The 25339-nt window shown below is 60.5% G+C and carries 14 protein-coding genes and 1 pseudogene; 8 read left to right on the forward strand and 7 right to left on the reverse strand.

Annotated features, from left to right (window positions below; genetic code table 11):
* Positions 1–729 carry a polysaccharide biosynthesis/export family protein gene (locus EDD52_RS18550; protein WP_243652012.1) on the reverse strand — a complete coding sequence of 243 codons (729 nt, stop codon included), beginning with the start codon at positions 727–729 and terminating at the stop codon, positions 1–3.
* Between the two features lie 294 nt (positions 730–1023).
* On the opposite strand from EDD52_RS18550, the gene EDD52_RS18555 reads away from it, so the two are divergent.
* From EDD52_RS18555 to EDD52_RS18575, 5 genes are all read left to right on the forward strand, one after another.
* Positions 1024–1908 (forward strand): ExeA family protein, encoded by an 885-nt coding sequence (locus tag EDD52_RS18555; protein ID WP_424449928.1) that lies wholly within the window; start codon positions 1024–1026, stop codon positions 1906–1908.
* Between the two features lies 1 nt (position 1909).
* Positions 1910–3445 carry a GumC family protein gene (locus EDD52_RS18560; RefSeq protein ID WP_165907584.1) on the forward strand — a complete coding sequence of 512 codons (1536 nt, stop codon included), beginning with the start codon at positions 1910–1912 and terminating at the stop codon, positions 3443–3445.
* 41 nt (positions 3446–3486) lie between these two features.
* Positions 3487–4296, forward strand: coding sequence for a CpsD/CapB family tyrosine-protein kinase (locus EDD52_RS18565; protein ID WP_132247762.1), 810 nt, complete (start codon positions 3487–3489; stop codon positions 4294–4296).
* 96 nt (positions 4297–4392) lie between these two features.
* Entirely contained in the window at positions 4393–5817 is a 1425-nt protein-coding gene (locus EDD52_RS18570; protein WP_132247764.1) for a mannose-1-phosphate guanylyltransferase/mannose-6-phosphate isomerase, read from the forward strand.
* Positions 5818–5941: 124 nt separating this feature from the next.
* The gene (locus EDD52_RS18575) at positions 5942–7360 is read left to right on the forward strand and encodes an oligosaccharide flippase family protein (protein WP_132247766.1); all 1419 of its coding nucleotides are present in this window, start codon (positions 5942–5944) and stop codon (positions 7358–7360) included.
* On the opposite strand, the gene EDD52_RS18580 is transcribed toward EDD52_RS18575, so the two are convergent.
* Positions 7330–8190 (reverse strand): hypothetical protein, encoded by an 861-nt coding sequence (locus tag EDD52_RS18580; RefSeq protein WP_207906058.1) that lies wholly within the window; start codon positions 8188–8190, stop codon positions 7330–7332. The two genes, EDD52_RS18575 and EDD52_RS18580, sit on opposite strands and share 31 nt — an antisense overlap.
* Before the next feature lie 169 nt (positions 8191–8359).
* Between EDD52_RS18580 and EDD52_RS18585 the strand changes: the two genes are divergently transcribed.
* A complete protein-coding gene (locus tag EDD52_RS18585) occupies positions 8360–9613 on the forward strand; it encodes a glycosyltransferase (protein WP_243652014.1) in 1254 nt (417 codons plus the stop codon).
* A gap of 100 nt (positions 9614–9713) precedes the next feature.
* On the opposite strand, the gene EDD52_RS18590 is transcribed toward EDD52_RS18585, so the two are convergent.
* Genes EDD52_RS18590 through EDD52_RS18610 form a run of 5 tightly spaced genes read right to left on the reverse strand, consistent with a single transcriptional unit; the run spans position 9714 to position 23560 of the window.
* Positions 9714–10646, reverse strand: a complete 933-nt coding sequence (locus EDD52_RS18590) for a sulfotransferase (protein ID WP_132247770.1) — start codon at positions 10644–10646, stop codon at positions 9714–9716.
* A 33-nt stretch (positions 10647–10679) separates the two neighbouring features.
* Positions 10680–11384 carry a 4'-phosphopantetheinyl transferase family protein gene (locus EDD52_RS18595; protein ID WP_132247772.1) on the reverse strand — a complete coding sequence of 235 codons (705 nt, stop codon included), beginning with the start codon at positions 11382–11384 and terminating at the stop codon, positions 10680–10682.
* Positions 11381–16084: a MupA/Atu3671 family FMN-dependent luciferase-like monooxygenase gene (locus EDD52_RS18600; RefSeq protein ID WP_132247774.1), complete on the reverse strand. Its 4704-nt coding sequence runs from the start codon at positions 16082–16084 to the stop codon at positions 11381–11383. Before EDD52_RS18600 ends, EDD52_RS18595 begins: the two co-directional genes overlap by 4 nt.
* A 25-nt stretch (positions 16085–16109) precedes the next feature.
* A complete protein-coding gene (locus EDD52_RS18605; protein ID WP_132247776.1) occupies positions 16110–17141 on the reverse strand; it encodes a glycosyltransferase family 2 protein in 1032 nt (343 codons plus the stop codon).
* The gene (locus EDD52_RS18610) at positions 17138–23560 is read right to left on the reverse strand and encodes a type I polyketide synthase (protein WP_132247778.1); all 6423 of its coding nucleotides are present in this window, start codon (positions 23558–23560) and stop codon (positions 17138–17140) included. The genes EDD52_RS18605 and EDD52_RS18610 overlap by 4 nt, the downstream gene beginning before the upstream one ends.
* Before the next feature lie 351 nt (positions 23561–23911).
* On the opposite strand from EDD52_RS18610, the gene EDD52_RS18615 reads away from it, so the two are divergent.
* Positions 23912–24937, forward strand: coding sequence for a sulfotransferase family protein (locus EDD52_RS18615; protein ID WP_165907585.1), 1026 nt, complete (start codon positions 23912–23914; stop codon positions 24935–24937).
* A 73-nt stretch (positions 24938–25010) separates the two neighbouring features.
* Positions 25011–25148, forward strand: a pseudogene (locus EDD52_RS18620) (transposase); the annotation flags it as partial.
* Positions 25149–25339 lie beyond the last annotated feature (191 nt).

Genomic DNA, 25339 nt, shown 5'->3' on the forward strand with positions numbered 1-25339 from the left:
TTACTCGAACAGGCGCCGTTCTGGGACAAGAATAACATCGCCATCCTTCAGTATGACATCTTGGCGGAGGCCTGCCCCTTGCGACATGGCCTTGTAATTGAGCGTGCTCACGCTTTGGCGACCACGGGAATCTGTGCGACGCAGTTGGATCCGCTTAGTGGCGGCGAAGCGCGAGGGTCCTCCTGCCATGGCGATCGCATGCAGGATGGTGCTGCCGGGTTCCAGTTCGACAAGGCCCGGAGTTCCGACTTCACCCAGCATGTAGATCTTGATCATCTCCGGTTCTTCGGGCTCTTCCGGTTCGCGTTCGGCGGGCTGGACCGAGACGAAGACGGTCGGGGGGTTTGCGAAGTTGCTGGAAATCGCGCCGCGGATAGAGCTTTCGATCTGCGAGACGGTACGTCCCCCCGCCCGCAGCGTGCCGGCATAGGGAAAGCTGAAATTGCCGTCCGGAAGCACCACGGTGGAACGGCTCAGCTCGGGATCTTCGAGTACCTCGATCGTCAGAATGTCTCCCTGCTGTACCCGGTAGCTGGATTGCGCGCTGGCAACCGTAGCGATGAAGAACATGCAGACGGCAAAAACTCCGGACAAAGCGAGACGTATCATGATGAAAAATACCTGTTTTAGCCCATTTTTTATGTCTGTGTAAAAGACAAGAACCATACTGGTAAACAAATAAAGAGGAAAGAAAGTCAACTTCCCGATGGCTTGTTCTGTATTTGACACGCGATCGAGGCAGATTGTGTGCGGCCATCGGTCAGACCGGGGTTGCGTTCGCGCCGTGTATCCTCAGAAAGGGCTGGATCTTGACCTCTTCCTGAACAGGCAGGGCAAGGTCGCAAGGATATGACTATGACATATTTGCTGCCGGCAGGTATAATTGCGGTATGTTTGGGAGGGTCTGTCATTTTAAGCAAACCGCTACTTACTATATGAAAACTATATGTAGTTGGTGTAAGGCCTGTAACTTGTGGCGGTCCCTGGCAGATGGGCCGTCGTAGTGAACTGCGAGTGTGTGTTTTGAAACAAGATCTGTACCTGGATCATTTCGGCTTTTCGGAGCGGCCCTTCACGCTGCTTCCGGATCCAGATTTCTTGTTCTGGTCCAAGGCACATAAGCGGGCATACTCGGTGCTGGAATATGGCCTGATGACCCGCGCGCCCCTTACCGTAGTGACCGGCGAGGTGGGCACGGGCAAGACAACGCTCTTGCAGGCGATGCTGGCCGATATGAGCGAGGATGCCGTTGTCGGGCTGATTTCGAACGCGCAGGGCGGGCGGGGCGATCTGCTGTGCTGGGTTCTCAACGCTTTCGATCTCGAAGTCGCGCCCTCTGCCGACTATGTGACCATGTTCCAACAATTCGTCGATTTCGTTCTGGATCAATATGCGCGGGGGCATTTTGTAGTTCTGGTGATCGACGAGGCCCAGAACCTGACACCCGAGACGCTGGAAGAACTGCGGATGCTTACCAATGTCAATTCCAACAAGGATGAGCTGTTGCAGTTCATCCTGCTGGGCCAACCGGAACTGCGCGAGGTGATCTCGCGGCCAGAGCTGCGCCAGTTCGCGCAGCGGGTTAGTGTGAGTTATCATCTTACCCCGATGGATCAGGCCAACACCGGTGAGTATATTCGCTCTCGCCTGCGTAGCGCGAAGGGGACTGGCGAGGAGTTTTCTCAGGAAGCCATCGACCTGATCCACGAGATCAGCGGTGGTGTGCCGCGCATGGTCAACAAGATCTGCGATCTGGCGCTGGTTTACGCGGCAACCGCAGAGGAAAAGCAGGTTGATGCGGATACCGTTCGCGAGCTGATGGATGATGGCGTCATCCTGGTCTCGCGCCCCGATCCGCTGGTTCTGTCAAAAACCTTCTGTGTTCCCTCGTCGGAGGCTGCCGAGTAAAATGTTGCCTATACGGTTCTACCTGATGCTTCTGCGGCGGCGTTTGCCGCTGATGATGGCGCTTGCCATGGTTTGCTCTGCGATAGCGGTCTATGCCGCGCTGACCCTGCCGCCGGTCTATTCCGCCACGGCCCGTCTGCAGGTGGAGGCGCAGCAAATTCCCGACGAGATGGTGGCCTCGATCGTGCGCACCGATGCATCCGAGCAGCTTCAGCTGATCCAGGAACAGCTGATGACGCGGGCAAACCTGCTCGCGATCGCCCGCAAGTACCGGGTTTTCGAGAATATGGACGAGATGACCCCCGACAGCATCGTTGAGGCGATGCAGCAGAACACTCGTATCCGTCGGTCGAGCGGGCGCAATCAGGCCACGCTGATGTCGATCACTTTCACCGCCTCGCGCGGGCAGGTCGCGGCGGATGTGGTCAATGATTACACAACGCTGGTTCTGGAGACCAATGCCAGCTTCCGCCGCGAGCGGGCAGAGAACACGCTGACCTTCTTCCAGCAGGAGACCGAGCGCCTCGCCGACGAGATCGACACTCAGAGTAACCGGATCATTGCGTTCAAGAACGAGAACGTGGACGCGCTGCCCGAGGATCTGGGGTACCGTCAGAACCGGCAAGCCGTGTTGCAGGAGCGGGTAGGCCGACTGGAACAGGAACGCGCAGGGGTGATCAACCAGCGCAACGAGATGGTGTCGCTTTTTGAGGCAACAGGGCGGCTCGACCAACCGGCCATAGAGCTTTCCCCCGAACAGCAGCGCCTCGAAGCACTCAAGCAGCAGTTGCGTGAGCTTCTGGCGGTCTATTCCGAGACCAACCCGAGAGTTGTGTTGTTACAGAACCAGATCTCCCAGCTTGAAGCCAGTCTGGCCGAGGTGGCGGCGATCCCGAATGAGGATGGTGCGCCGGTTCAGGAGGCGTCCCTCATTGATGTCACGCTGGCTGAGCTGGATCAGCGCGTGGTCGAAATCGATCAGGAAATCATTCGTGTCAACGAAGAGCTGGAACGCCTGGCGCGCGCCATCGCGGCAACGGCCACCAATTCGATTACGCTGGAACGTCTTGAACGTGATCTGGAGAGCATTCGGACGCGCTATAACGTTACGCTCAACAATCTTAACCAGGCGCGTATGGCCGAGCGGGTCGAGGTCAACGCTCAAGGTCAGCGCATCAGCCTGATCGAAGGCGCTGTCGTGCCGCAGAACCCGTCCGGGCCGCCGCGCAAGAAAATTGCCGCCGCCGGTGTCGGGGCAGGGATGATGCTGGCCATCGGCGTCTTTGTCCTGTTCGAGATCCTGAACCAGAAGATCCGCCATCCCGCAGAGATCCAATCACGTTTCAACATTGTTCCGATTGGTGTGCTCCCGTACCTCGAGACCCGGGGGGAACGGTTGCGGCGGCGCAGCCTGCAGGTTTTGGCGCTGGTCGCCGTTCTGACACTTGTGCCTGCGGGGCTTTATTACGTGCATACCCAATTCATGCCGCTTGAGATCCTTGCCGATAAAGTCCTGCAGAAGATGGGATTGACCTGATGGTGAAGGCTGACGGTCTCCCGGACAGACGGATGTAGAATATGGAAAAACTTCAGGCCGCCCTGGCCAAGGCCCGCAATCAGCGCGACTGGCGCAATGATCCGCCCAAAGACAAACGACCACGCAAGCCCAACCTGCCGCAAACCGTTCCGGAGCCTTGGGAGGCCCTGGAAAAGGTCGACCTGTCCCGTGGGGGGCTGCGCCAGCACCGGATCGTGGCGCATGATGCCGGGCGCGGCTCAACGAATTTCGACGTTCTGCGTACAAAAATCCTGCTTCAGATGCAGCAAAACGGCTGGAAACGGCTGGCCATCACCTCGCCGGCACCTTCCAGCGGCAAGACGACTGTTGCGTGCAATCTTGCGCTCGGTCTTGGACGCCAGAGCAACCTGCGCACGATGCTGTTCGATTTTGATTTGGGCGACCCGTCGGTCCACGAGTTTCTTGGCATCGACCGGCCACATCGCCTGTCTGATGTACTGTCCGGAGAGGTATCTTTTGACAAGCATGCCGTGCGCGTACGTAACAACGTGGCGGTCGTGACCTCGCCGGAGCCGGAACCGGACCCCACGCAGTTCATCCTGTCAGACCAGATGGAAACCTTTCTCGACGACATCCAGACAGTTTACCAGCCGGACATCATGGTCTTCGACCTGCCCGCCATCCTCAGCGGTGACCGGGCGCGGGCGTTTCTCAAGACCGTCGATTGCGCCTTGATCGTCGCGCTGGCGGGTCGGACGAAATTCAACCAGCTTGATATCTGCGAACGCGAGGTTGCCGAAAGCACGAATGTTCTGGGTGTGGTGATGAATGGCTGTCATCCCAGTGCAATGTCACAGGATGATCTGTGATCCGTATCCGCCTATCCTGCGGTCGTATCTATCCGTGCGTGGACAGGTGGAGCCTGCCTTCGTAGAAGAATTCCATTTGAGGAAAGGTCTTTCACAGTGACATTAACTCCGGTTCTTTTGTGTGGTGGGTCCGGAACGCGGCTCTGGCCACTGTCCCGTAAATCCTATCCCAAGCAATTCTCGTCACTCATGGGCGATGAAAGCTTGTTCCAGGCCTCCGCCCTGCGCCTGTCGGGGCCCGCGTTTGCCGCGCCGCTGATCGTCACGGGAGAGGATTTTCGTTTCATCGTCTCGGAGCAGCTTGCCGGTATTGAGCAGCAGGCCCAGACCATCCTCATCGAGCCTGAAGGGCGCAATACCGCACCCGCCGTGCTGGCCGCCGCGCTGTGGCTGGCGGATCACGACCCTGACGGCTTGATGCTGGTTGCGCCCTCCGACCACGTCATTCCCGACACGGCAGCGTTTGGCGCGGCCGTTGCCGCCGCTATACCCCGGGCCGAAGCGGGAGAACTGGTGACTTTCGGTATCGCCCCCACCCGGCCCGAAACAGGATACGGCTATCTGGAGCTTGCCCCCGGCGCCAGCCCCTCGGCTTCCACGCCACAGCCCCTTGCCCGTTTTGTCGAAAAACCCGATGCGGCGCGCGCGGCAGAGATGTTGGAGGCCGGAAATTTCCTTTGGAATGCGGGCATCTTCCTGTTTTCGAACAAGGCCATCCTCGCCGCCTACGAGGCGCATGCGCCCGAACTGCTGGCAGGCGCACGCGCCGCCGTGGCCGGGTCGGCGCGGGATCTGAGCTTCACACGTCTGGCCGCCGACCCCTGGGCAGAGCTTGCAGATATCTCGATCGACTACGCGATCATGGAGAAAGCCGACAATCTCGTGGTGATGCCCTATGGCGGCGCTTGGTCTGATCTGGGTGGCTGGGAGGCGGTCTGGCAGGAAAGCGGACCGGATGAGGCGGGCAATGTGGCCTCCAGCAATGCAACTGCCATCGACTGCCGCAACACGCTTTTGCGGAGCGAGGCTGAGGGGCTGGAGCTTGTGGGCATCGGGCTGGAGGACATGATTGCCGTGGCCATGCCGGATGCGGTGCTTGTTGCCCACAAATCCGAAAGCCAGCGGGTGAAAGAGGCGGTCGCGTCCCTCAAGGACAAAGGCGCCAAGCAGGCAACTGCTTTTCCGGTGGACCATCGCCCCTGGGGGTGGTTCGAAAGCCTCGTGATTGGCGATCGTTTTCAGGTCAAGCGCATCGTGGTGCATCCCGGCGCGGCGCTCAGCCTGCAAAGCCATCATCACCGCTCGGAACACTGGATCGTGGTACAGGGCACCGCAAAGGTCACAGTGGATGACGAGGTGAAGCTGGTGACCGAAAACCAGTCCGTCTATATTCCTCTGGGGGGTGTCCACCGGATGGAAAACCCCGGTAAGGTCGACATGGTGCTGATCGAAGTGCAGACCGGGTCCTACCTGGGAGAGGATGACATCATCCGTTACGAAGACGTCTACGCGCGTAGCTGAGGATACATCCGATGACAGGGTATGGGAGTGTCGTGATCGACGGTTGCGCCTTTGCGCAGGTTGCCCGAGGTGATCTGGTGATGTCTGTCCGCTTGAAGCACAGCGGTTCTACTTGGTCTATGCCATGTTAGGGGCCATCCGCACCAAGCTGTCGGGCGACGGGCTGGGCGCGCGTGTCATGCGCGGTTCGGCACTGACATTCATGGGTTTCGGCGCGAGCCAGGTTCTGCGGCTGGGATCGAACCTGATCCTGACCCGGCTGCTGTTTCCCGAAGCCTTCGGCCTGATGGCCATCGTGACCCTGTTCCTGACCGGGCTTCAGATGATTTCCGATATCGGCCTGGCCACCTGCATCGTGCGTTCGAAGCGAGGGGATGAGCCGATATTCCTCAACACGGCCTGGACGTTACAGATCATTCGTCACACGATTCTGGCGCTCATCTGTTGCGCCATAGCCGGGCCTGTCGCCGCGTTCTACGGCGAACCGGTGCTGCATGGATTGATGTATGGCATTGGCTTCTCCGTATTCCTTCTGGGGCTTCGGTCGACCCGCATCGCCTCGGCCAACAAGAAGATCCTGTTGGGACGGCTGACGCTCATGGATATGAGTTGTCAGATCCTGATGATCTGCACCATGGTCGGTGTGGCGATGGTGTGGGAGTCGGTCTGGGCACTGATGATCGGAACGCTGGTGGCGAACCTGTCCAAGGCGATCTTGTCGCATATCATGCTGCCGGGCGTGCCCAACCGTTTGCAGCTGGAACGTGCAGCTGTTCATGAACAGTTCCACTTCGGAAAATACCTGTTCATCAGCTCCGGTGTGACCTTTCTGGTCGAGAATGGCGACAGGGTCTTGCTGTCGAAATTTCTTAGCCTTGCCTATCTGGGCTTTTACAACATTTCCTTCTTTTTTGCCTCGGTTCCAATGGCGCTCATGGGCAATTTCGTACATCGGGTAATCTTTCCGCTCTATAGCGCACGTCCTCCGGCGGAGTCTGCAGCCAACCGGCGGGCTATTTCCAAGACACGTTTTGCCCTGACAGGGGGGATGTTTGCACTGCTCTTCGTGCTGGGCCTGTTGGGGCAGTGGCTGATCGATTTCCTCTATACCGAAGAATATCGGGATTCCGGCCCAATTCTCGTGATCATGTCGATGGCACTGATGCCAAGTCTGATCATTCGCACCTATCCCAACATACTTTTGTCGGCGGGAAAATCCAATATCTACATGGGGTTTCAGATCTTTCGCGTGGTTCTGCAGATCACGCTGCTGGCCGTGGGCCTGATGCAGTTCGGTTTGATTGGCGCGATGCTGGCGCAGTCCGTGGCTTCGCTTTTGATCTACCCTGTGCTGATCTACCTGATCCGTCCCTATCGGGGAGAGGATTTCCTGCATGACAGTGTCTTTGCAGCACTCTCGGTCGTGTGCGCGGTGGTCGTATTCTGGGTGAACGGCGACGCGCTGGACCGTGTGCTGGAAATTTCGGCCGACGGGGCAGTGGCTGCCTCTGTTCAGCCTCCGGCGACACCGCTCGGGGAATAAGTAGTCACGACCTGCCAAACGGTTTCCTGCATCGCGCGCGCAGCTTCCGGTCCGGGGTCGGCGGCAGGTGTTCCATTGGCCTTGTTCAGCGCATGCGGCAATCCCACCGGAGAGCGGCCGTAAAGCACCGCGTAATGCGTAAGCGCCATCAGGTAGGCGCCGTAATCGTTGAAATGGATCGTGTCCTTGAACAGGTCTGCGCGATCCTTGATTGGTCCGATCCCGCCTGCTGCCTCCACCCGGCGGGTAAACGCGGCCATCACCTGCCCACCGGGGATCATGTAGATCGGGCGCGTGATATCTTCATGGGCGAGCGTGCGGCGCAGAATCTCGGCTTCCCAATAGAGACCCAGATCCCGGTCGATCCGGGTGAGCCAACCCTCTTTGTCATCGAGATTGTGCCAGGTTTCATAGAGATAAACCCGCGTCTTGGGGTTCCCCTCCCATGCGGCCTTGGCCCATCTGCGCAGGTATTCCTGTGAATCCTGGTATTTTATGCTGTCACGGATCTCGACGGTTTCGGTCAGCACGACCGCGTCGTACTCGCCTGATTCCAGCGCCTCATGCGGGTCGCGGAACTCCGGATGGGTGTTTTCACTATCAAAACCCTTTACCGGGATGTCCGGCTCCCAGTGTTCGCGCAGATTGGCCCCCCAGCCCAACTGACTATTGAAGCTGTGCCCGTCGCCTGCCAGTTGCGCCAGCATCACGGGCATATCCTTGCCCACAAGGCTGTGGCCCAGATGATAGGTTTTAAGGTGCGCCGAGGGTGGGGGGAGTGGTATCGCGTAAAGCGTCTCGAACGCCGTATCGTCGATAGGTCCGGGCATCGCGCAGCGGGTCGTCAGCCCACAGGCAGATAGCAGAAGCAGAAGGGCTGCTCCGGACTTTTGTTTGAAACGGTGAAACAGCATTGTTCGTCGCAAGGGTTTGGTAGCAATCGGTGATACTTGAGGTATATGTGGGCTCGGCAGACCGGGCAAGTTCTCGCAACGTCGCATGATTATTAACTTTAAAGGGGGAACTGGCGATTTCATGGTAGCTTCTGGAAACTTGCTCATCTATGCGCCTGTACCACTGGTGCAAACCGAAAAAGGGCTGCATCTGGAAGACCAGGCCTGCAATGGGCTAAAGCTCTGGGCCGAGAATTTCGACACCGTGACCGCCATGCATCCCGTCAGGCAGGGCGCGTTGCCGAAAGCTTGGCGACCTATCAGCACGATTGGTCCAAGTTTGGACCGTATCCGGCTGGTACCACTGCCAATGGCGTATCGACCAGATCAGTTTCTAAGACATTTTTGGGCAACCAGAGGCGTGATACGGTCTGAAATTGGCCAAGCAGATTACTTGTCTTTTTCTATCGGTGGACTTTTCGGCGACTGGGGGTCGGTTGCAAGTTGGCAAGCCCACCGCTTGGGGCGGTCTTTTGCTGTCTGGACCGATCGGGTTGAATCCGAGGTCGTTCGTCGAACGACCTCTAGCGGGCCGTGGCGTCGTAGACTGCGTGCGCGGTTGGAGCACCGACCTATGTGGTGGTGGGAGAAATTCATCATCCGGCGGTCAACCCTTGGCCTGTTTCATGGCAAGGAAACGTTTGACACCTATGCTCCCTATTGTCGGCAGCCGGAGTTGGTGCACGATATTCACATTGATAGGTCTGAGCATATCCAACCCGCCGACCTGCAGGCCAAAGTAGCAAAGGTAAGACAGGGCCCGCTGAAGATCGTTTATGCCGGTCGGGCTGATGCTATGAAGGGTCCAAGCGATTGGATAAGCGTGCTGAGGCACCTCCACAAGGCCGGTGTGGAATTTGAAGCAACGTGGCTGGGCGATGGACCGGAACTTCCCGCGATGCGTGCGCAGGCTGCGGAGGCTGGCTTGGAGCAGAAGGTCCGGTTTGCAGGTTTCGTGAACGACCGGCAGGCCACAATGGCGCATTTGCGGGAAGCTCAACTTTTCTTATTCTGCCACAAGACCCCTGAATCCCCACGGTGTTTGATCGAGGCATTGGTCTCGGGAACACCGATTGTTGGCTATGAAGGGGCGTTTTCCCGAGATCTTGTGTCAGAACATAAAGGGGGGCAGCTGGTACCTCTGAATGATGTGGCCGCCTTGTCGGAAGCCGTCAGAGATTTGGCTCGTAACAGGGATGCCTTGGGCCTGTTGATCAATAAAGCTGCCAAGGATGGTGTACCATTTGATGATGAAAGCGTTTTTCAGCATCGCAGCGAGATGATCCGGCGATACTTATAAAGTTTCCACCTTCATTCGGGCTCGCTCGCCTTGATCTTCCACCGAGAACTATGTCGGTGGAATGGGGCCAGTCATGTCGAGAAGATAGGAGACATGGGGATCAGGTATCATAGCCGTAGCGTTCCAAATCCAAGCCGGTCAACTTTTCGGTTTGTTGATTGCTCGTCCTAAAAAAACCGTCATATCTCTGCTCGACAATGTGCTCATAACGACGCTTGAAGCTGGCGTCCAAATTTTTTGGTGTCAGACGGTTGACCAAGCGCACTATGCGATCCGAGACTTTGGAAAGCCCATGTCGTCCGGGTTTCATCGAGTCGTGAGCAACCAATCGGTTGGAAAACCGACGGAGCGCCAAGGCCGGCAGTTTTTCTCCGACATGTTCTCTTCCAGACGAGGAGACTGATGGCACTTTGCAGCCTGTGAAGTCGGCAAGTGTCTTGACGTAGCCTGCAGGATCTTGAGCCAACATTTCTTGTGGAAGGACAAGAACGCGATCTGGGCCGAACAGCATCTTGTAGTGATGGATTGCCCGATCATAACAAAGAAATTCTGGCCGCAGTATCGGAGTGAATGAAAGAGCTTCGTCGCCCGTACCGATAAAGCTGGTTATAGGTAGCTTTCCTTCTCCAAGAACATATTCCCGGTACATCGACAGTGCGATTGATTGTTGGCGCCGTATCGTAATCAAGATTAGGGCATCTGGAAAAACTGCATGGAGCTTGCGTGCGTTGCTGAACCCGTCATATCGGCGAGTGGGAGGGTCCCCGAGCAATGATTCTTCTGACCATACAGGGATTTTTCCGAGGCTTCGTACGGGTGAAGAAATGGCTTCCATCTGTTTTTGAATCTCGTTTGGATCAAACGAATAATCATCAGCCAGAAGAATGTTCTGAACAGTTTGAGCACGTGTCATTTCTCCTGCAGCCAAGGCCAGATCACTACCGGGTTGAGACAGGATTCTTTTCTGCAGGTATGTCGTGCCGGTTTTTATGTACCCTACATGGACCAAGACAGGCGGTTTTTGAGAATTCACGGCGGCTCCAAGGTTTGTATGTTTGGGCAAATTTTAACGGCATAGAGATTGGGTTTCAGCGTTGCCTTCTGGGACAAGGCGAATTGGATCGGAGACCCCAGTCACGAAGCTTTCGATCCACAGGATATGTCCGGTGATCATGTCCGGCAAGGATGCGCTGCCAAAGGCCAAGCTGGCGTGAAAGTCCGGTGGATTTAGTTTGATCGTAATATCTCCGAAACCCAGCATCCGCCCGGTCAGCGGGTATTGGGCTTTGTAGACAGCCTCTTTGGCGGAAAATATTGTTTTGGCGTGTCGGCCGCGTGTCGCTTCGGGTTGGCGCATCAGCCAGTCCTGCTCTACCTGTGTCAGGATCTCGGGCCAGAGGTCCATCTCCAGAGGCGTGGCTTCCTCGATGTCGATGCCAAGGGTTGCGGCTTGGTCAAGCGGCGCGACAACCGCGACGGCGGCTCCGGCGCAATGGGAGATCGATCCGCACAGGCCCTTTGGCCAGACGGGAGCACGATCCGACCCCATGGTTATGGCCATAGGCGGCAGGCTCAGTTCCGCCATGGCGGCGCGTGCGGCGGCGCGCCCGGCAGCAAATTCCCTGTGGCGCTTTTCGACCATCTTCCGGGTAGCCTCCGCCTCTTCCGGGAAGAGCGGGGCGGACACGCCACGGGGGTCGGCGACACCCACGCCGATACCGGGACCCACGCAGGCACGCAAGGCAGCGGCCAGCGCGGAAAGGTTGGTCATTCGGTCTGCCGGGACCGGCGGGCGCGCATTTCCCGGCGCCGCGCCATAGCATCAGCGCGGGCATTTCCGGTTGCAGGCGTGGCGGAGCCCGTCGGGCCAGAGGAAGTTTGCGCAGCTGGTGTCGCGGGACGGGCAGGGGCCGCACTGCCACCCAACTTGCCCTGAACCGCTTCGGCAAGATCGCCCAGAACAGGGAAGCGGAAGATGTCGGTGATCGACAGCTTCGTCACTCCCAGCCGGGTGCGGATTTCCCGATGCGCCTGCACCGCCAGAAGCGAGTGCCCGCCCAGATCGAAGAAATTGTCCCGCGCCGAAATATCGCCCACTCCAAGCGTCGCCCCCCAAACGGCGGCGATTTCGGCGGTGATCTCTTCCGTGCTGCGGCCCTCGCCAGTCGATGGCGTGGCCCCGTTTGCGGCCGGTGCGATGGCAGGCTGCGGTGTCGGACGGGGGGCTGCCGCGCGGGTAGGTGCCTTGGGCGCGGGCAGCGCCTTGCGGTCCACCTTCTTGTTGGGGGTCAGCGGGAAAGCATCGATCGCCACGAACCGCGCCGGGATCATATGCGCGGGCAGATGATCGGCAAGCGCGGATTTGAGCTTGGCCTCCTCCACCGGATTGTCGGTCAGCAGATAGGCCACCAGTTGCTGCACGCCTGGCTGGTCCTCGCGCGCGACCACCACCGACTGGCGGATGCCGTCCAGAGTGTCGATGACGCTCTCGATCTCTCCCAGTTCGATCCGGTAACCGCGCAGCTTGACCTGGAAATCGGTCCGGCCAAGGAAATCGAGCGTGCCGTTCATGCGCCAGCGCATCAGATCGCCTGTGCGATAGAGCCGCGCGCCTTCCCGATCTGAGAAGGGATCGGGGATGAAACGGTCCGCCGTCAGGTCGGGCCGCTCCCAATAGCCGCGTGTCACACCGTCGCCGCCGATGAAAAGCTCGCCCGCGACACCGATGGGCAGCGGCTGCAGGGCGTCATCCAGCACATAGACTTGCGTATTGGCGATGGGCGTGCCGATGCCCACAACGCCAGCGTCGGCCGCGGCCGTCTGGGTGGTGGACCAGATCGTAGTTTCGGTGGGCCCATACATGTTTTCGATGTGGGCGCGGGTCAGACCGCCCAACTCGCCCACCAACGCGCCGGGCAGGGCCTCTCCGCCCACCATCAGATGTTTGACATGGGCCAACGCGTCACTGGCTTCTTCATTCATCACCAGCATCCGCGCCATCGACGGCGTGCATTGCATATGGGTCACGCCATGCCGGACGATCTGGGCGGCGATGGAATAGTCATCCTCGGCCGGGCCTGCGCCTTCATTGGCGATGCGCACCACCTCTGCCAGCGGCTTCAGCCCGGTAAGGATCGTGTCCACATCGATGCCGTAATCGATCAGGCAGGCGATTTCGGTCACGCCGAAGCTCTTGACCTGCGCAACCCGCGCCAGCGCGTCCTCGACCGTGCCGAACAACCCGCTGTCGTTGAAATAGCGCTCAAAAGCGAAATCGAGGATACCTTCCAGTTCCTCTTCTGTCAGCGATCCCAGATCGAGTTGGAAGGCATTGTCCACGCCTTTGGGTTTCTTGAAGGCGGGGAAGGCCCAGGCATATTGCTTGATAAGCCCCGCGGCAGAGCGCAGGTAATCCTTCATCGGCTCGCGCGCGATTTCGCGGGCCTCGTCGCGGGTGTCTGCCAGGAAGCTGTGCAACATCAACGTCACCTTGAAGCGGGCCGGATCATGCCCGGCTTCGCGCAGCGCTTCATGGTAAAGCTTGATCTTCTCGCCGACCTCTTCGACGGACTGGCCCAACAGGTGTGTCAGCACATGGCAGCCGTTACGCCCGGCTTCTTTCCAGGTCTCGGGATTGCCGGCCGTGGTCACCCACAGATCGGGGGTTTTCGAGATCGGCCGCGGCTGAGTGATGACCGCATGCATCTGCCCGTCCTTGCGGGGAAATTCCACCGGCTCGCCGGCCCAGAGTTTGCGCAGATCAGCGATCTGGCGGAACATCGCGGGCTTGTTCTCGGGCGGGGTGTTTTCGGGGCGTAGTACGAAGTCATCCGGCTGCCATCCGCTGGCAATCGCCAGACCTGCGCGCCCGTTTGTCAGGTTGTCGATCACCGCCCATTCCTCGGCGATGCGCGCAGTATGGTGCAGCGGCGCCACGCAGGACCCGGCCCGCACGCCGATATTCTTTGTCAGCCCGGCCACTGCCGCGCCGGTGACCGAGGGGTTGGGGTAGGGGCCGCCGAAGGCGTGGAAATGCCGCTCGGGTGTCCAGACTGCGCAGAACCCGTTTTCATCGGCGAATTTCGCGCCTTCCAGAAGCGAGCGGTACTTGTCCCGGCCCACGCCATCGTCATTGCCCCAGTAATAGAGACTGAATTCCATACCGCCGAGCCCTGCACCCGAAGGGGCATCACCGGCCACCAATGCGCGGCTTTCATCGCCTGAAAGCACCAGCTTGAAGCCCCGCGCCAGCGTCCAGAAAATCTCCAGAACGGAGATGTCGAAGGACAGAGAGGTGACAGCGAGCCAGACCCCGCCGGGCTTGTGATCGATACGATCATCCATGCCGGCAAAGAAATTGGCCACGTTGCGATGTTCGACCATCACCCCCTTGGGCCGCCCGGTCGAGCCGGATGTATAGATCATGTAGGCCAGATCCGCGCCCGTGACCCCACTGTCGGGGGCTGTTTCCGGCTGGGCGCTCATATCGGTGGCGATGTCGAGGATTTGCGCCGCGCTTTGCGGCAGGGTGGCGGCAAGCTCTGCATTGGTCACGATCACCGCCGCGCGACTGTCTTCGATGTAAAGTGCGGTGCGTTCGGCGGGGTAGGCGGGATCCATCGGTAGGTAGGCCCCGCCGGCCTTCATGATGGCAAAGGCGGCAATCACAAGCTCTGCCGAGCGCGGCAGATGCAGCCCGACGATGCTGCCCGGCTTCACCCCCATCGCGACCAGTTGGTGGGCCATGCGGTTGGCTGCCGCGTCAAGCTCTGCATAGCTCAGGCTTTTGCCCTCGAAGGCCAGCGCTTCGGCCTGCGGGCTGCGTGCCGCCTGTGCTTCAAAGGCCTGATGTACACAGAGACCGGCATCATAGGGCTTGTCGGTGGCATTCCAGTCCACCACCACCTGCTGGCGTTCGGCATCGGGCAGAATCGGTAGGGCTGCCGGATCGTCGTTGTCGCCCAGATGCGCCAGAAGATGTGTCAGCCGCGCGGCATAGAGATCAAGCGCCGCGTCGCTGATCCGGGACTTGTCGGCAAAAAGCATCGCCGCTCCGGACCCTATCGCGAAGGTCAGTGCGGTTTGGGCCACGAGGCCTGCTTCGGGATCTTCGGACAGACCCAGAGCGGGCAGGGCGGGGGGCTCGGCCCCGGGCAGGCGTGCGATCAGATCGGCGGCAAAGGGACCACGGGCGCGGGCTTCTTCCATGGCGGCGGTCAGCGCCGCGGCCATGGCGGAAAAACTGTCGCTCTGTTCGGCGCGCAGCGGCAGCCAGTCAGCGATATAGGCTGCGGCCGGGCCTTGCGGCACAGGCGCATGCAAGGCCAGATCGACCCGGCCCGCGCCAGAGAGCCGCGCGCCCAGAAGGGCAAAGGCGGCGCAGACCTTGTCGGGTGACAGCCCTTCGGGCAGGGCCACGGGGCGCGCAATGGGCTGATGCGGGCCGTCGGCGGGCTGCAAGAGAGGCAGGTCGAGCGGGACCACAGCTTCCATCGCTTTGCGCCAGGCCGGATCCTTTGCGGCCAGCGGAGCGAGCGCCTCTGTCAGGGTCGCAGCGGTCTGCGCCGGGAGCGCGGGCAGGATTGCCCCTACGCGGGTGATGTTCTGAGGCGCGGCGGGCGTGCCATTGCAATCGGTGATCCGGGTCAGGACCAGATCGCCCGCGCCGGTGGCGACGGATAGCAGATCGGCATCCGCGGCCAGCACCGCGCCTGGGGCCGCACCAGAGGATCCGGTGGCCACATGCGCCTCATGCGCGAGCCAGACCTGCCCGCCGGCCTCGAACTTGGCGATGCTGAGCGGGTTCCAGTAATCGCCATGATCGAGCGCACGGATCATCCGCGCCAGATCCGCCGCAGGCCGGGTAAAATCAAGCCGCGCAGCCGCGTCGGGCCGGTCATCGCGGGCGAAATAGCTGCGCTGTGACAGATCCTGGGCTTGCCGGGCCGGGTCCGGTTTTTCCAGTTCCGCCACCACAGTAGGGAAGCTGTCGATGGCTGCGGCATAGCATTTGGTGTTGAGCGTCAGCGCCGTGTCAGCGTCAGAGACGGGGAAGCGCGCAGTTGCGATCACGTCGCCCTCGTCCACGCCACCTTCGATCATGTGCCAGCTGATGCCATGTTCAGCCTCGCCCGCCAGCGCTGCCCAGACCGGTGCATTCAGCCCCGCATAGGCGGGCAGGGGGCCGTCATGGAAATTCACTGCGCCGCGCTTGGGCATCGCCAGAACCGCCTGCGGAATGATGTCGAGATTGGCAATCGACAACAGCCAGTCGAATTCCTGCCCCGCCAGCCGGTCAGCCAGCCCCGGTCCCGCCGCCACCACGGTCAGGTCGCGCCCTTCAGCCCAGGCGCGCACATCGGCATTGCGGGTGACCACGGCGCGCACATCGTGCCCGTTTTCCAGAAGAATTTCCCCGCATTGAATAACGAGGCTTTCATTGCCAATGATGACGGAGCTGAAATGGGACATGTAAAACAGGCTGCCTTATTGAGAGTCAGGACTGGGAAATGGTATCGCGGCTTTCCTGCACTTGGGACGCGGCGGGCCGCCGCACGAGAGCCCGCATATCGTGAAAGAGCATCGTGGTCAGGAAGCCAGGCGTCACTTTGCGTTCGCGCCGGGTGACAAGGCAGCGCAGGTAGTCCAACCCGCCACCCAAAAGATGCATCGCCGTGGCGGCTGTGGCATAAAGACGGCCGTAATTCTTGGAAAAGTAATACCAGCGGCTGTCATACCAATAGGAGGGCATGCGCTTCCATTCCTTCATTCCGGTGGTGGCGGACCCGATATGGGCCACCTTGCTGGCGGGTAGGTAATCGGTCCGGTGTCCGGCCCGGGCCGCGCGCAGGCACAGGTCGGTTTCCTCGAAGTATAGAAAGAAGGTCTCATCAAAGAGCCCAATCTCATCCAGAACGCTTTGACGCATCATTATGCTCGCACCGGCCAACCAGTCTACAGCCTGCGTCTGGGTGGGCGTCTCCACCGGCACCCGGTGGTTCTTCAGAAGACGACTGACCGGTCCGAAGCGGATCGAACCTTCGAATTCGCTGGCGATCGAGGGAAAGCGAAAGCTCGTCAGATGGGTGTCGCCTTCGGGGCCGTGGATGTAGCTGCCCGCAAAACCCGCTTCGGGCGTGGCTTCCAGATGGTTAAGCAGAACGCGGATCGCATCCGGGGCAGGGAAGGCATCCGAGTTCAGAACATAGACATAGTCTGGGGCGGATCCGTCTGCCAGGCCCGCACGAATGCCCACGTTGTTGCCGGCCCCGAAGCCACCATTGTGACCCGCCTGAACCACGCGGACACGGCCCTCGGCATCCCAGCCCTCGCGGGCGACATGTGCCGAAATCCTCTCGAACGAACCGTCCTGGCTGTCATTGTCGACGATGATGATCCCGCCGGGTATGCCCTCCATCGCGATACGGGCTGCGGCGACGGAGTCCAGGGTCATGTCGGCTGTCTTGTAGTTCAGCACGATGGTCAGAACCCTGGGCGCTGGACCGGTGGCAGTGCCCGGATTTGTCATTCGGCAGCTTCCTTGTAGCTTGATCCAGCATCCGTCCGAACCGTTTCTTCGGCCCGTTCCAGCACACGTTTGATCCGGCTCGCCAAGACCCGCACATTTGGTTCCAGAACCATGGAATCGTGATCTCCCGGCACTTCGAAGATCTCAATACCGGGAACGTAGCGCGTCCAGTCGTTGTCGGGGAACATGTAATGCTTGTGCTTGTCCACCAATCGCCCGGGCGCCACTTCCCAGCGGGCCATGAGAGGCGGGCGGAAGAGCGAAATCGGTTTGTCCGAAGGCGTCACCTCGTAGCGCGCCACGCTTTCGAGGAAGGCGGCCTCAATTGCGGCGTCGTGGAATTGCGGGCCGGTATTCTCTTCCTCATCCGTCTCGCCGCGGCGCTTCTTCAGCTCCCACGCGATGCGGTTCTTCGCCCAAGTGGTGATATATCCCAGCCCTTCCTCACGGAAATTGAGCCAGTTAATCATGATCCTGTCACGGCGTGTGAGCGGTGGACGTGTCGGGAGAGGCGTATCCAGCAGCACCACGGCCGAAACCTCCTCGCCCGCCTCGCGAAGCTGGCGCGCGATCTCGTAGGCGGTTATGCCGCCGCCCGAGAACCCGCCGACCATGTAGGGACCCTTGGGCTGCACCTGTAGCATCTCGGCGATATAGTCGCGCGCGGCTTCGGGAATGTTTCGGTGCGGCTCCTCATCGCCATAAAGGCCGCGAGCTTGCAGCCCGTAGAAAGGCCGGTCCGTGCCCAGAAGATGGGCCAGGTGCCGCAGATTGAGAACATTACCGAACATGCCCGCCACGAGGAAGAAGGGCGTGCGCGGCCCGCCCTCGCCGGAATGCATTGGCACCAGATGGGTGAAGCGACGTTCGGGTGTTGCAGTTTCCGCGGCAGAAGTGTCGCCCTCCTGCCCGGACTCCGCGACGACACCGCGTTCAGCGATCAGCGCGGCGACCTTGCGGATCGTGGGCGCCTCGAACAGGACCGAAATCGGGAATTCCACGTTCCATATCTTGCGGATCTGGGCAAACAGCCGCACCGCGATCAGGGAATGTCCGCCAAGATCGAAGAAACTGTCCTCTGCCCCGATCTGCTCGACACCCAGAAGTTCGCGCCAGAAGCCTGCGAGCGTGGTCTCGATCGCGCCTTCGGGCTCGACATAGTCGCTGTCGAGGTCCGGACGTTCGAAGGTCTGGCCACCGCCGCCGGTCTCTTCGGTTTCGCCCGCCTGCGCGATGAGGTCGGGCAGCTTCAGTGAACTGACGATGACCTGTGGCGTCTCAAGCGCCAGTGCGCGCAGGAACAGATCGCCCCCCTCTTCGGCGCGGATGCCCTGAGAAAGATTGTGGCGCAGCCGTTCTTCGGCAGGCGAAAGCGGACGCGGCGCCTCTGACGTCGTGGCGGCACCAGCCTGTGCGGCCTCGGGCGCGGCGGCAAAGCCTGCACTGCTTTCCATGCGACGGATCGAGAAGCCGGTGATCTCGACGCAGACTTCACCTTCGGGTGTGGCAAGGGTGACGTCGAAACTGGCGATCTCGCCATCGGCGCGGTTCTCGCCCGCGTTGCGCACCCAGCTCAGCACCCGGGGTGGCAGGTCGCGATAGACCCGCACCGACCGGTAGGAGACCGGCACCCAGAGATGGGTGGAGGTATAGCCTTCGATCAACTCCATCGCCCAGCCGGTGGCCAGATCCATCAGCCCCGGATGCAGCCGGTAGCCAGCTTCCGTGTCCCCCTCTGCCACCTCTGGCAGGGCAAGTTCCGCAAGCCCTTCGCCTGTCCCCAGCGCGGTCGATTTCAGAACCCGCCAGCGCGGGCCGAATTTCAGATGCGCCTCCTGTGCGCCGCGGATCCAACCACCCGGTGCCGCCCGCTTGGGGCTGCCGCAGCGCGCGGCGATGGCATCAGGGTCGATCCGAGCGGGCGCGGCCATGGGCAGAAGCGACAGGCTGGCCTGCGCGTTCATCTCGCGCGCGCCCTCCGGGCCGCTTTCGATCACCATGTCATAGCCGGTGCGGCTGCGCGGCAGACGCACAAGCACATCGCGTGTTTCGGCATCGCTCACCGCCAACGGGCGCAGGAAATAGAGATCGCGGATTTCGAAAGCGGAGGTTTCCCCCTGCGCGGCAAGCGCCTCGGCGGCCAGTTCCAGATAGCCCGTCCCCGGGAGCAGGGCATCGCCCGCACTGGTGCGGTGATCTTCCAGCACCCAGCGATCAGCCACATGATACTGCGCAGTAAACAGCCGGTTGCCATCCGCGTCGAAGGTCTTGTCATCCAGAAGGGGAACTTCGGCAGGCAGGACGGGCGCGGGTTCCCGTGCGCCCGTGCGCGCGGCCATGGCATCGGCGGCCATGCCGGTATCGGCCCAGATGCCCCAACCCACGGCCAGAACCTTCGTCTTGTCGCTTGCGCGGGATTTGGCATAGGCGTTGAGATATTCGTTGGCGGCCACGTAATCGACCTGCCCCGCAGGGGCGGTGGCGGTGGAACTGGAAGAGAACAGCACCAGCCAGTCGAGCGTGCCATCGGGGAAGACCTCTTCGAGCACCTTGGTGCCGTGCAGCTTGGGCGCGAACACGTCTTCGATCTCTGTCATGCTCTTGGTCTGGATCAGCCCGTCTTCGATCACGCCCGCGGCATGGATGACCCCGTTCACCGGGCCAAGGCGGGTTTCGACCTCGGCGCGCAGCTCGCGCATGTCCTCGACATTGCTTACATCGCCTGCAAGACACAGGACTTCGCCGCCTGCGGCCTCAAGCTCGCGCACGGCCGAGATGCGGCGCTCCAGCGGCTCGCCTGGCGCTGTATTCTCCAGAACCTGGTCCCAGTCGGCGCGGTCAGGCAGCCCCGAGCGCGAGACAAGAACAATACGTGCCTGCACCTCATCGATCAGGCGCCGGGCCAGCGTCAGGCCGATCCCGCCGAATCCGCCTGTGACCAGATAGACCCCACCCTTCTTCAGCATCGGTTGCGCGCTGTCCGGCGTGGGCAGAGGCTGTGGCTGGTAGGACATTTCAAACCGTTTCGTGCCACGCAACGCCGCGCTGAGCAGGGCGGGGGCTGAAAGGATTTCCTCCAGCACCGGTGTGACAAAAGCAGACAGGTCTACCTTTGCCCGTGCTCCGCGCCCCTTGGCCTCCGGCAGATCAAGATCCAGCGTGGAAACGGTGACATTGGGGAATTCGCGCCCGATGACACGGGCCGGGCCGACCAGGGTCGCCTTCTCGGGATAGGGCAGCGCCTCATCGGTCACCTGCGCCGCGCCCGAGCTCAGCACTGTCAGGTGCATCGGATGGCTCAGCCCTTCGTCGCCCATCGCCTGCATCAGGAAGAGCAGGCTGAAGAACCCCTGTTCCAGATTGCGGTGGAAGAAGCTTGATCCGGGGCGGAAGCTTTCGCGCGTGGTGGCCAGCCAGCCATGCAGGATACGGGTGGGGAGGATCTCGCGTGCGACCAGATCGGCAACCAGCGCATCATAGCTGTCGCGGCCGCGCTCGGGCGACAGGATATAGCCGGTCTCGCCATCGCGGGCAAAGGTGTCGCCCGAGCGCACGGTCAGCACCTTATGGCCAGCGTCCCGAAGTCGCGTGGCAACCTGATCGGTCAGCCCAGCTTCGTCCGCGAAGACCAACCATGTTTCCGGCGTGATTGCGGAAAGATCGCCCGTCACGTCGATATCACAAGCGGCATAGGAAGGACGCCACGCCGGACGCCAGCCCCAGTGATCGGGATCTTCGTCGCGCATCAGCCACTGGCTGGTGGCGTCAGTCTGCGTCTTGGTCGCCGGTTCGATGAAATAAGCGCTTTTCTGGAACGCATAGGTCGGCAGAGGCACCCGCAGACGCCGGGCCTCGCCCCAGTATTGCGACCAGTCGAAATCACCGCCAAGCGCCCAGACCCGGCCCAGCATGGCCAGGAAATAGGCATCATCGGCAGTGTTGTCGGCAGGGTGTCGCAGCGAGCCGATGACCTGATTGGCGTCCACATCCGGATGCTGACCCGCCAGCGAGGACATCGCCTTGCCCGGCCCCACCTCGATGAAGATGCGGTTCTTGTCGGCCAGCGTGCCGATACAGTCGGCAAAATGTACCGTACCGCGCAGATGGCTGACCCAATATTCGGAATCGGTCGCCTGTTCGGGCGTGATCATTTGCCCGGTGCGGTTGGAGGTGAAGGGGATTTGTGGTGCGTTCAGCATGATCGACCGCAGGTAATCGCCGAATTCCTTGAGGATAGGCTCCAGCATCCGCGAATGTGCGGCGATGTCGATCTGGATGCGCTGGCAGTCGATGTCGCGCGCTTTCAGCTCTGCCTCGAGCCGGTCAAGTTCCGCTTGCGGCCCGGTGGCCACGGACAGACCCGGCGCGTTGACAGCCCCTAGATCCAGTTCATCACCCAGAAGCGGGGTAAGTTCCTCGGCCGAAAGTGCAACGGAAAGCATGCCACCGGCAGGCACCGTGTCGAACAGCCGCCCACGCAGATGCACCAGTCCGATGCAATCCTCGAAGGACATCACGCCCGCCACACAGGCGGCGGTATTTTCGCCCATGGAATGCCCGACCAGCGCTGCGGGCTGTACCCCCCAGCTCATCCAGAGCTGCGCCAGCGCGTATTCGCAGATCATGATCAGCGGCAGCTGTACCGAGGGTTTCTGAAGTCGCGCATTGGCCGCGTCTTCCTCGCCCTTTTCCGGCAGCCAGAGCGCGCGGATGTCGTAATCAAGTTGGGGCGCGAGAATTTCCAGCCCCCGGTCCATCCATTCGGCGAAGACCGGCTCGGTTTCATAAAGGTCGCGCGCCATACCGGCATATTGCGCCCCGCCGCCGGGGAACATGAACACCGCGTCAGGCCGGTCGAGCGCCACGTGAGAGAAGACCCGGCGAGGATCGTTCTCTTCCAGCAGGGCCGCGGCCTCTTCAGGGGTCTCCGCCACGGCGACGCGTCTGCGCTCAAAGCCATGGCGGCCTTCCTTCAGGGTCCAGGCCACATCGGCCAGGTCCTGATCGGGATGCGCGCGCAGATGGACGGCAAGATTGGCGGCATTGCCTTCCAGCGCGGCCTTGGACCGGGCCGATACCGTCAAAAGCTGGAATGGCCAGTCAGAGGGTTCGGATGCCGCGCGTTCAGGCGCTTCCTCCAGCACGGCATGGGCATTGGTGCCGCCCACGCCCAGCGAGTTGATGCCGGCACGGCGCGGGCCCTTGTGGCTTGTCCAGTCCGATAGCCGATCGTTCACGCGGAAGGGGGAGTGTTCGAAGTCGATGGCGGGGTTGGGGGCCTCGTAGCCCAGCGAAGGCGGGATCTGCCGGTGATGCAGCGCCAGCGAGGTCTTGATCAGGCTCGCCACGCCCGCTGCGGTATCCAGATGCCCGATATTGGTCTTGACCGAACCCAGCTTGCAAAATCCGGTCTCCTCCGTGGTCTCGGAAAAGGCCTGGGTCAGGGCGGCGACCTCGATCGGGTCGCCCAGATAGGTGCCGGTGCCGTGGCATTCCACGTAATCGATCGTGTCGGCGCTGACATCCGCCATTTGCAGCGCTTCTGCTATGGCGCCGGCCTGGCCGTCGACCGAAGGCGCAAGATAGCCCGCCTTGGCCGCTCCGTCATTGTTGATGGCCGTGCCCTTGATGACCGCCCAGATGTGATCGCCGTCGCGGATCGCATCCTCCAGTCGGCGCAGCACGACCGCCCCCGCGCCGGAGCCGAAGACCGTCCCTTGCGCGCGGTGGTCAAAGGCGTGGCAATGCCCGTCGGGCGACAGCACCTCGCCCTCTTTGTAAAGATAGCCACGGTTCTGGGGCAGCTCGATCGTCACCCCGCCGGCGATGGCGGTGTCACACTCGCCGGTCATAAGCGCTTGGCAGGCATAGTGGGTTGCCACCAGCGAGGTCGAGCAGGCCGTCTGCACGTTCACGCTGGGACCGGTCATGTCGAAGATGTGGCTCACCCGGGTGGCAAGGAAATCCTTGTCATTGCCGGTATGGCGCAGCAGGAACATGCCCACATCGTCGACAAGATCGCGGTTCGAGCAGATGTTGAAATAGAAATAGCTGCCCATGCCGCAGCCGGCATAGACCCCGATCGGGCCTGCGGCTTTCTTCGGCGGATGGCCAGCATTTTCCAGCGCTTCCCAGGCAACCTCTAGAAACTGGCGGTGCTGCGGATCCATGATCGCCGCTTCCTTGGGCGACAGGCCGAAGAATTCAGCATCAAATGTCTCGAACCCGTCAAGCGGTGCTGCGGCAGGCACATAATCCGGCCGTTCCAGAAGATGCGGTGCCTCACCCGCCGCGAGAAGCTCCTCGCGGCTGTAATGGCGGATGGATTCGATGCCATCGCGGAGGTTGGCCCAATAGGTTTCAGGCCCATCCGCGCCTGGCAGATGTGCAGCTAATCCTATGATCGCAATATCATTCATAAACTTCGGCTCGTTCTCAACTACACTAAACTAATTCATCACTAGCGCAGATCATACAGTCATGAGCGTTCATGATGAATGACCTATGATGGCGCATCGGGTTCCGATTGCCCGTCCTGTACTATCATGTCGCGGCCATTGTGCCACCGGCTAACATTCGGGCGCGAGGTGGTGATGCTGATAAACACGACGCTGGAACGCGTGCATCGGTCTGCGACGATCTCACCCTCAGCTTACCTGTCGTGCAGAGCGATTGGCCACCTCGGCTCGCGCCTTGATTCAATCAAGCGATGATGAAAGACGTCTTTCGACAAGTGCATGTTCTGCCGTCAAGCAAAAGGCTGGGTTACCATGACTGAATTCGAACCAAGTTCTGCCGATGTTGAAAAGCAGGTATTTGCCACAGAACGCCTTTGGCCAGAGCGTTCTGGAGACACCCCCCTCATCGTCGTCGGCCTCCCACGAAGCGGGACGTCCTTTCTCAGTCATGCTTTGTCCCAGCTGCCAGACTACTATGTTTTCGACGACTTATACCTGATTACACAGTCGGCAGCCCGGCGAGCGGGCGATGCAGTACTGTCTGCTGCTCAACTAGATAAGCTCCTCTACTTCCTTGGATGGCAGATTCGTGCACGCCACCGTTTCGGATCTTATGCAATCCCGGCGGTCGAGGATACTCGGGCTGAAGATCTTAACAACGCCTTGCGAAAGAGTTTCCTTAAACGACCCGGCACAGCGCTGGATCTGCAGGCCGAGTGGCTCTTGCGGCTGGCTATTGCCAAAGGTGCGCGCAACTGGGGGTTCAAGATGCCCAAGGCATTCTTGCAGGCTCCCCGGCTCTTTGCTGCCTACGAAAATGTGCAGTTGATTTTCATGATGCGCCAGCCCGAGGATGTGCTGGCGTCTTACAAGAACATGCCGAACGACCCGACTGGAGACGGGGATCCGCGGCGATACCACCCACTGGTTTACGCGCTCTACTGGCGCCTTGCTGCGCGCTCATTCGAGAGGCTATCCCAGCGTTTTCCAGACAAGACGCATCTAGTGCGCTTTCACGAGTTTGTTGCCGATCCCTTGGCACAAACAAACAACTTGGCCACCCAAATTAGGACCTTGCCAGCCCAGCAGATCACCAAACCACCCAACCCCAACTCTTCCTATCGAGACAAAGGCACCAAGGCAGCGCATAAACCCCTAACTGGATTAGAAGCGAGGATTGTTCGCTATATCTGTGGGCGGGAAATGGAGGCTCTGGGGTTTGATACACGCCCGCTGCCGCAACTGGCGTTGTCCGACATTGCAGATTTGGTAAGAAACACAGCCGTATGGCTTTCATTTCATGTAGGTGAAGCGTTCGCTCGGGTGCAAAAAAGGTAGTTCAGGATGAACGACGTGATTTGTCGATGAGATATTAGTTTGCGCGCCCGATCCCCGGCCTAACGGTGATGCGGAGCCCTTCGGATGGGCCAAGACCGTAGGCAGCATGGCCCAGACTGTTCATCGCGGCCTCAACAGGGTCCGCGCCCAATTCACAATGACCATGGTGGCCTGCAATCTGGCCAAGCTACCGAAACTCCTTGTCGCCTGACGAAAGGGGCAGGTCCGACCCGGCGTCCGCAGCCGCAAAGAACCACATTCAAACCGTGGTAACAGGAAAAACATCCTTCAAGATCGACTTTTTTAGCGTAACCGCCCGATTTGGACCACCTGCCGCATTCGCTTAGTAGATCTTATACGACGTCGTTACTGACGTGGATAACGACGTCGTATGCGGCGAGG

It is taken from the genome of Primorskyibacter sedentarius, assembly GCF_004342065.1.
GTDB classification, from domain to species: Bacteria; Pseudomonadota; Alphaproteobacteria; order Rhodobacterales; family Rhodobacteraceae; genus Primorskyibacter; species Primorskyibacter sedentarius.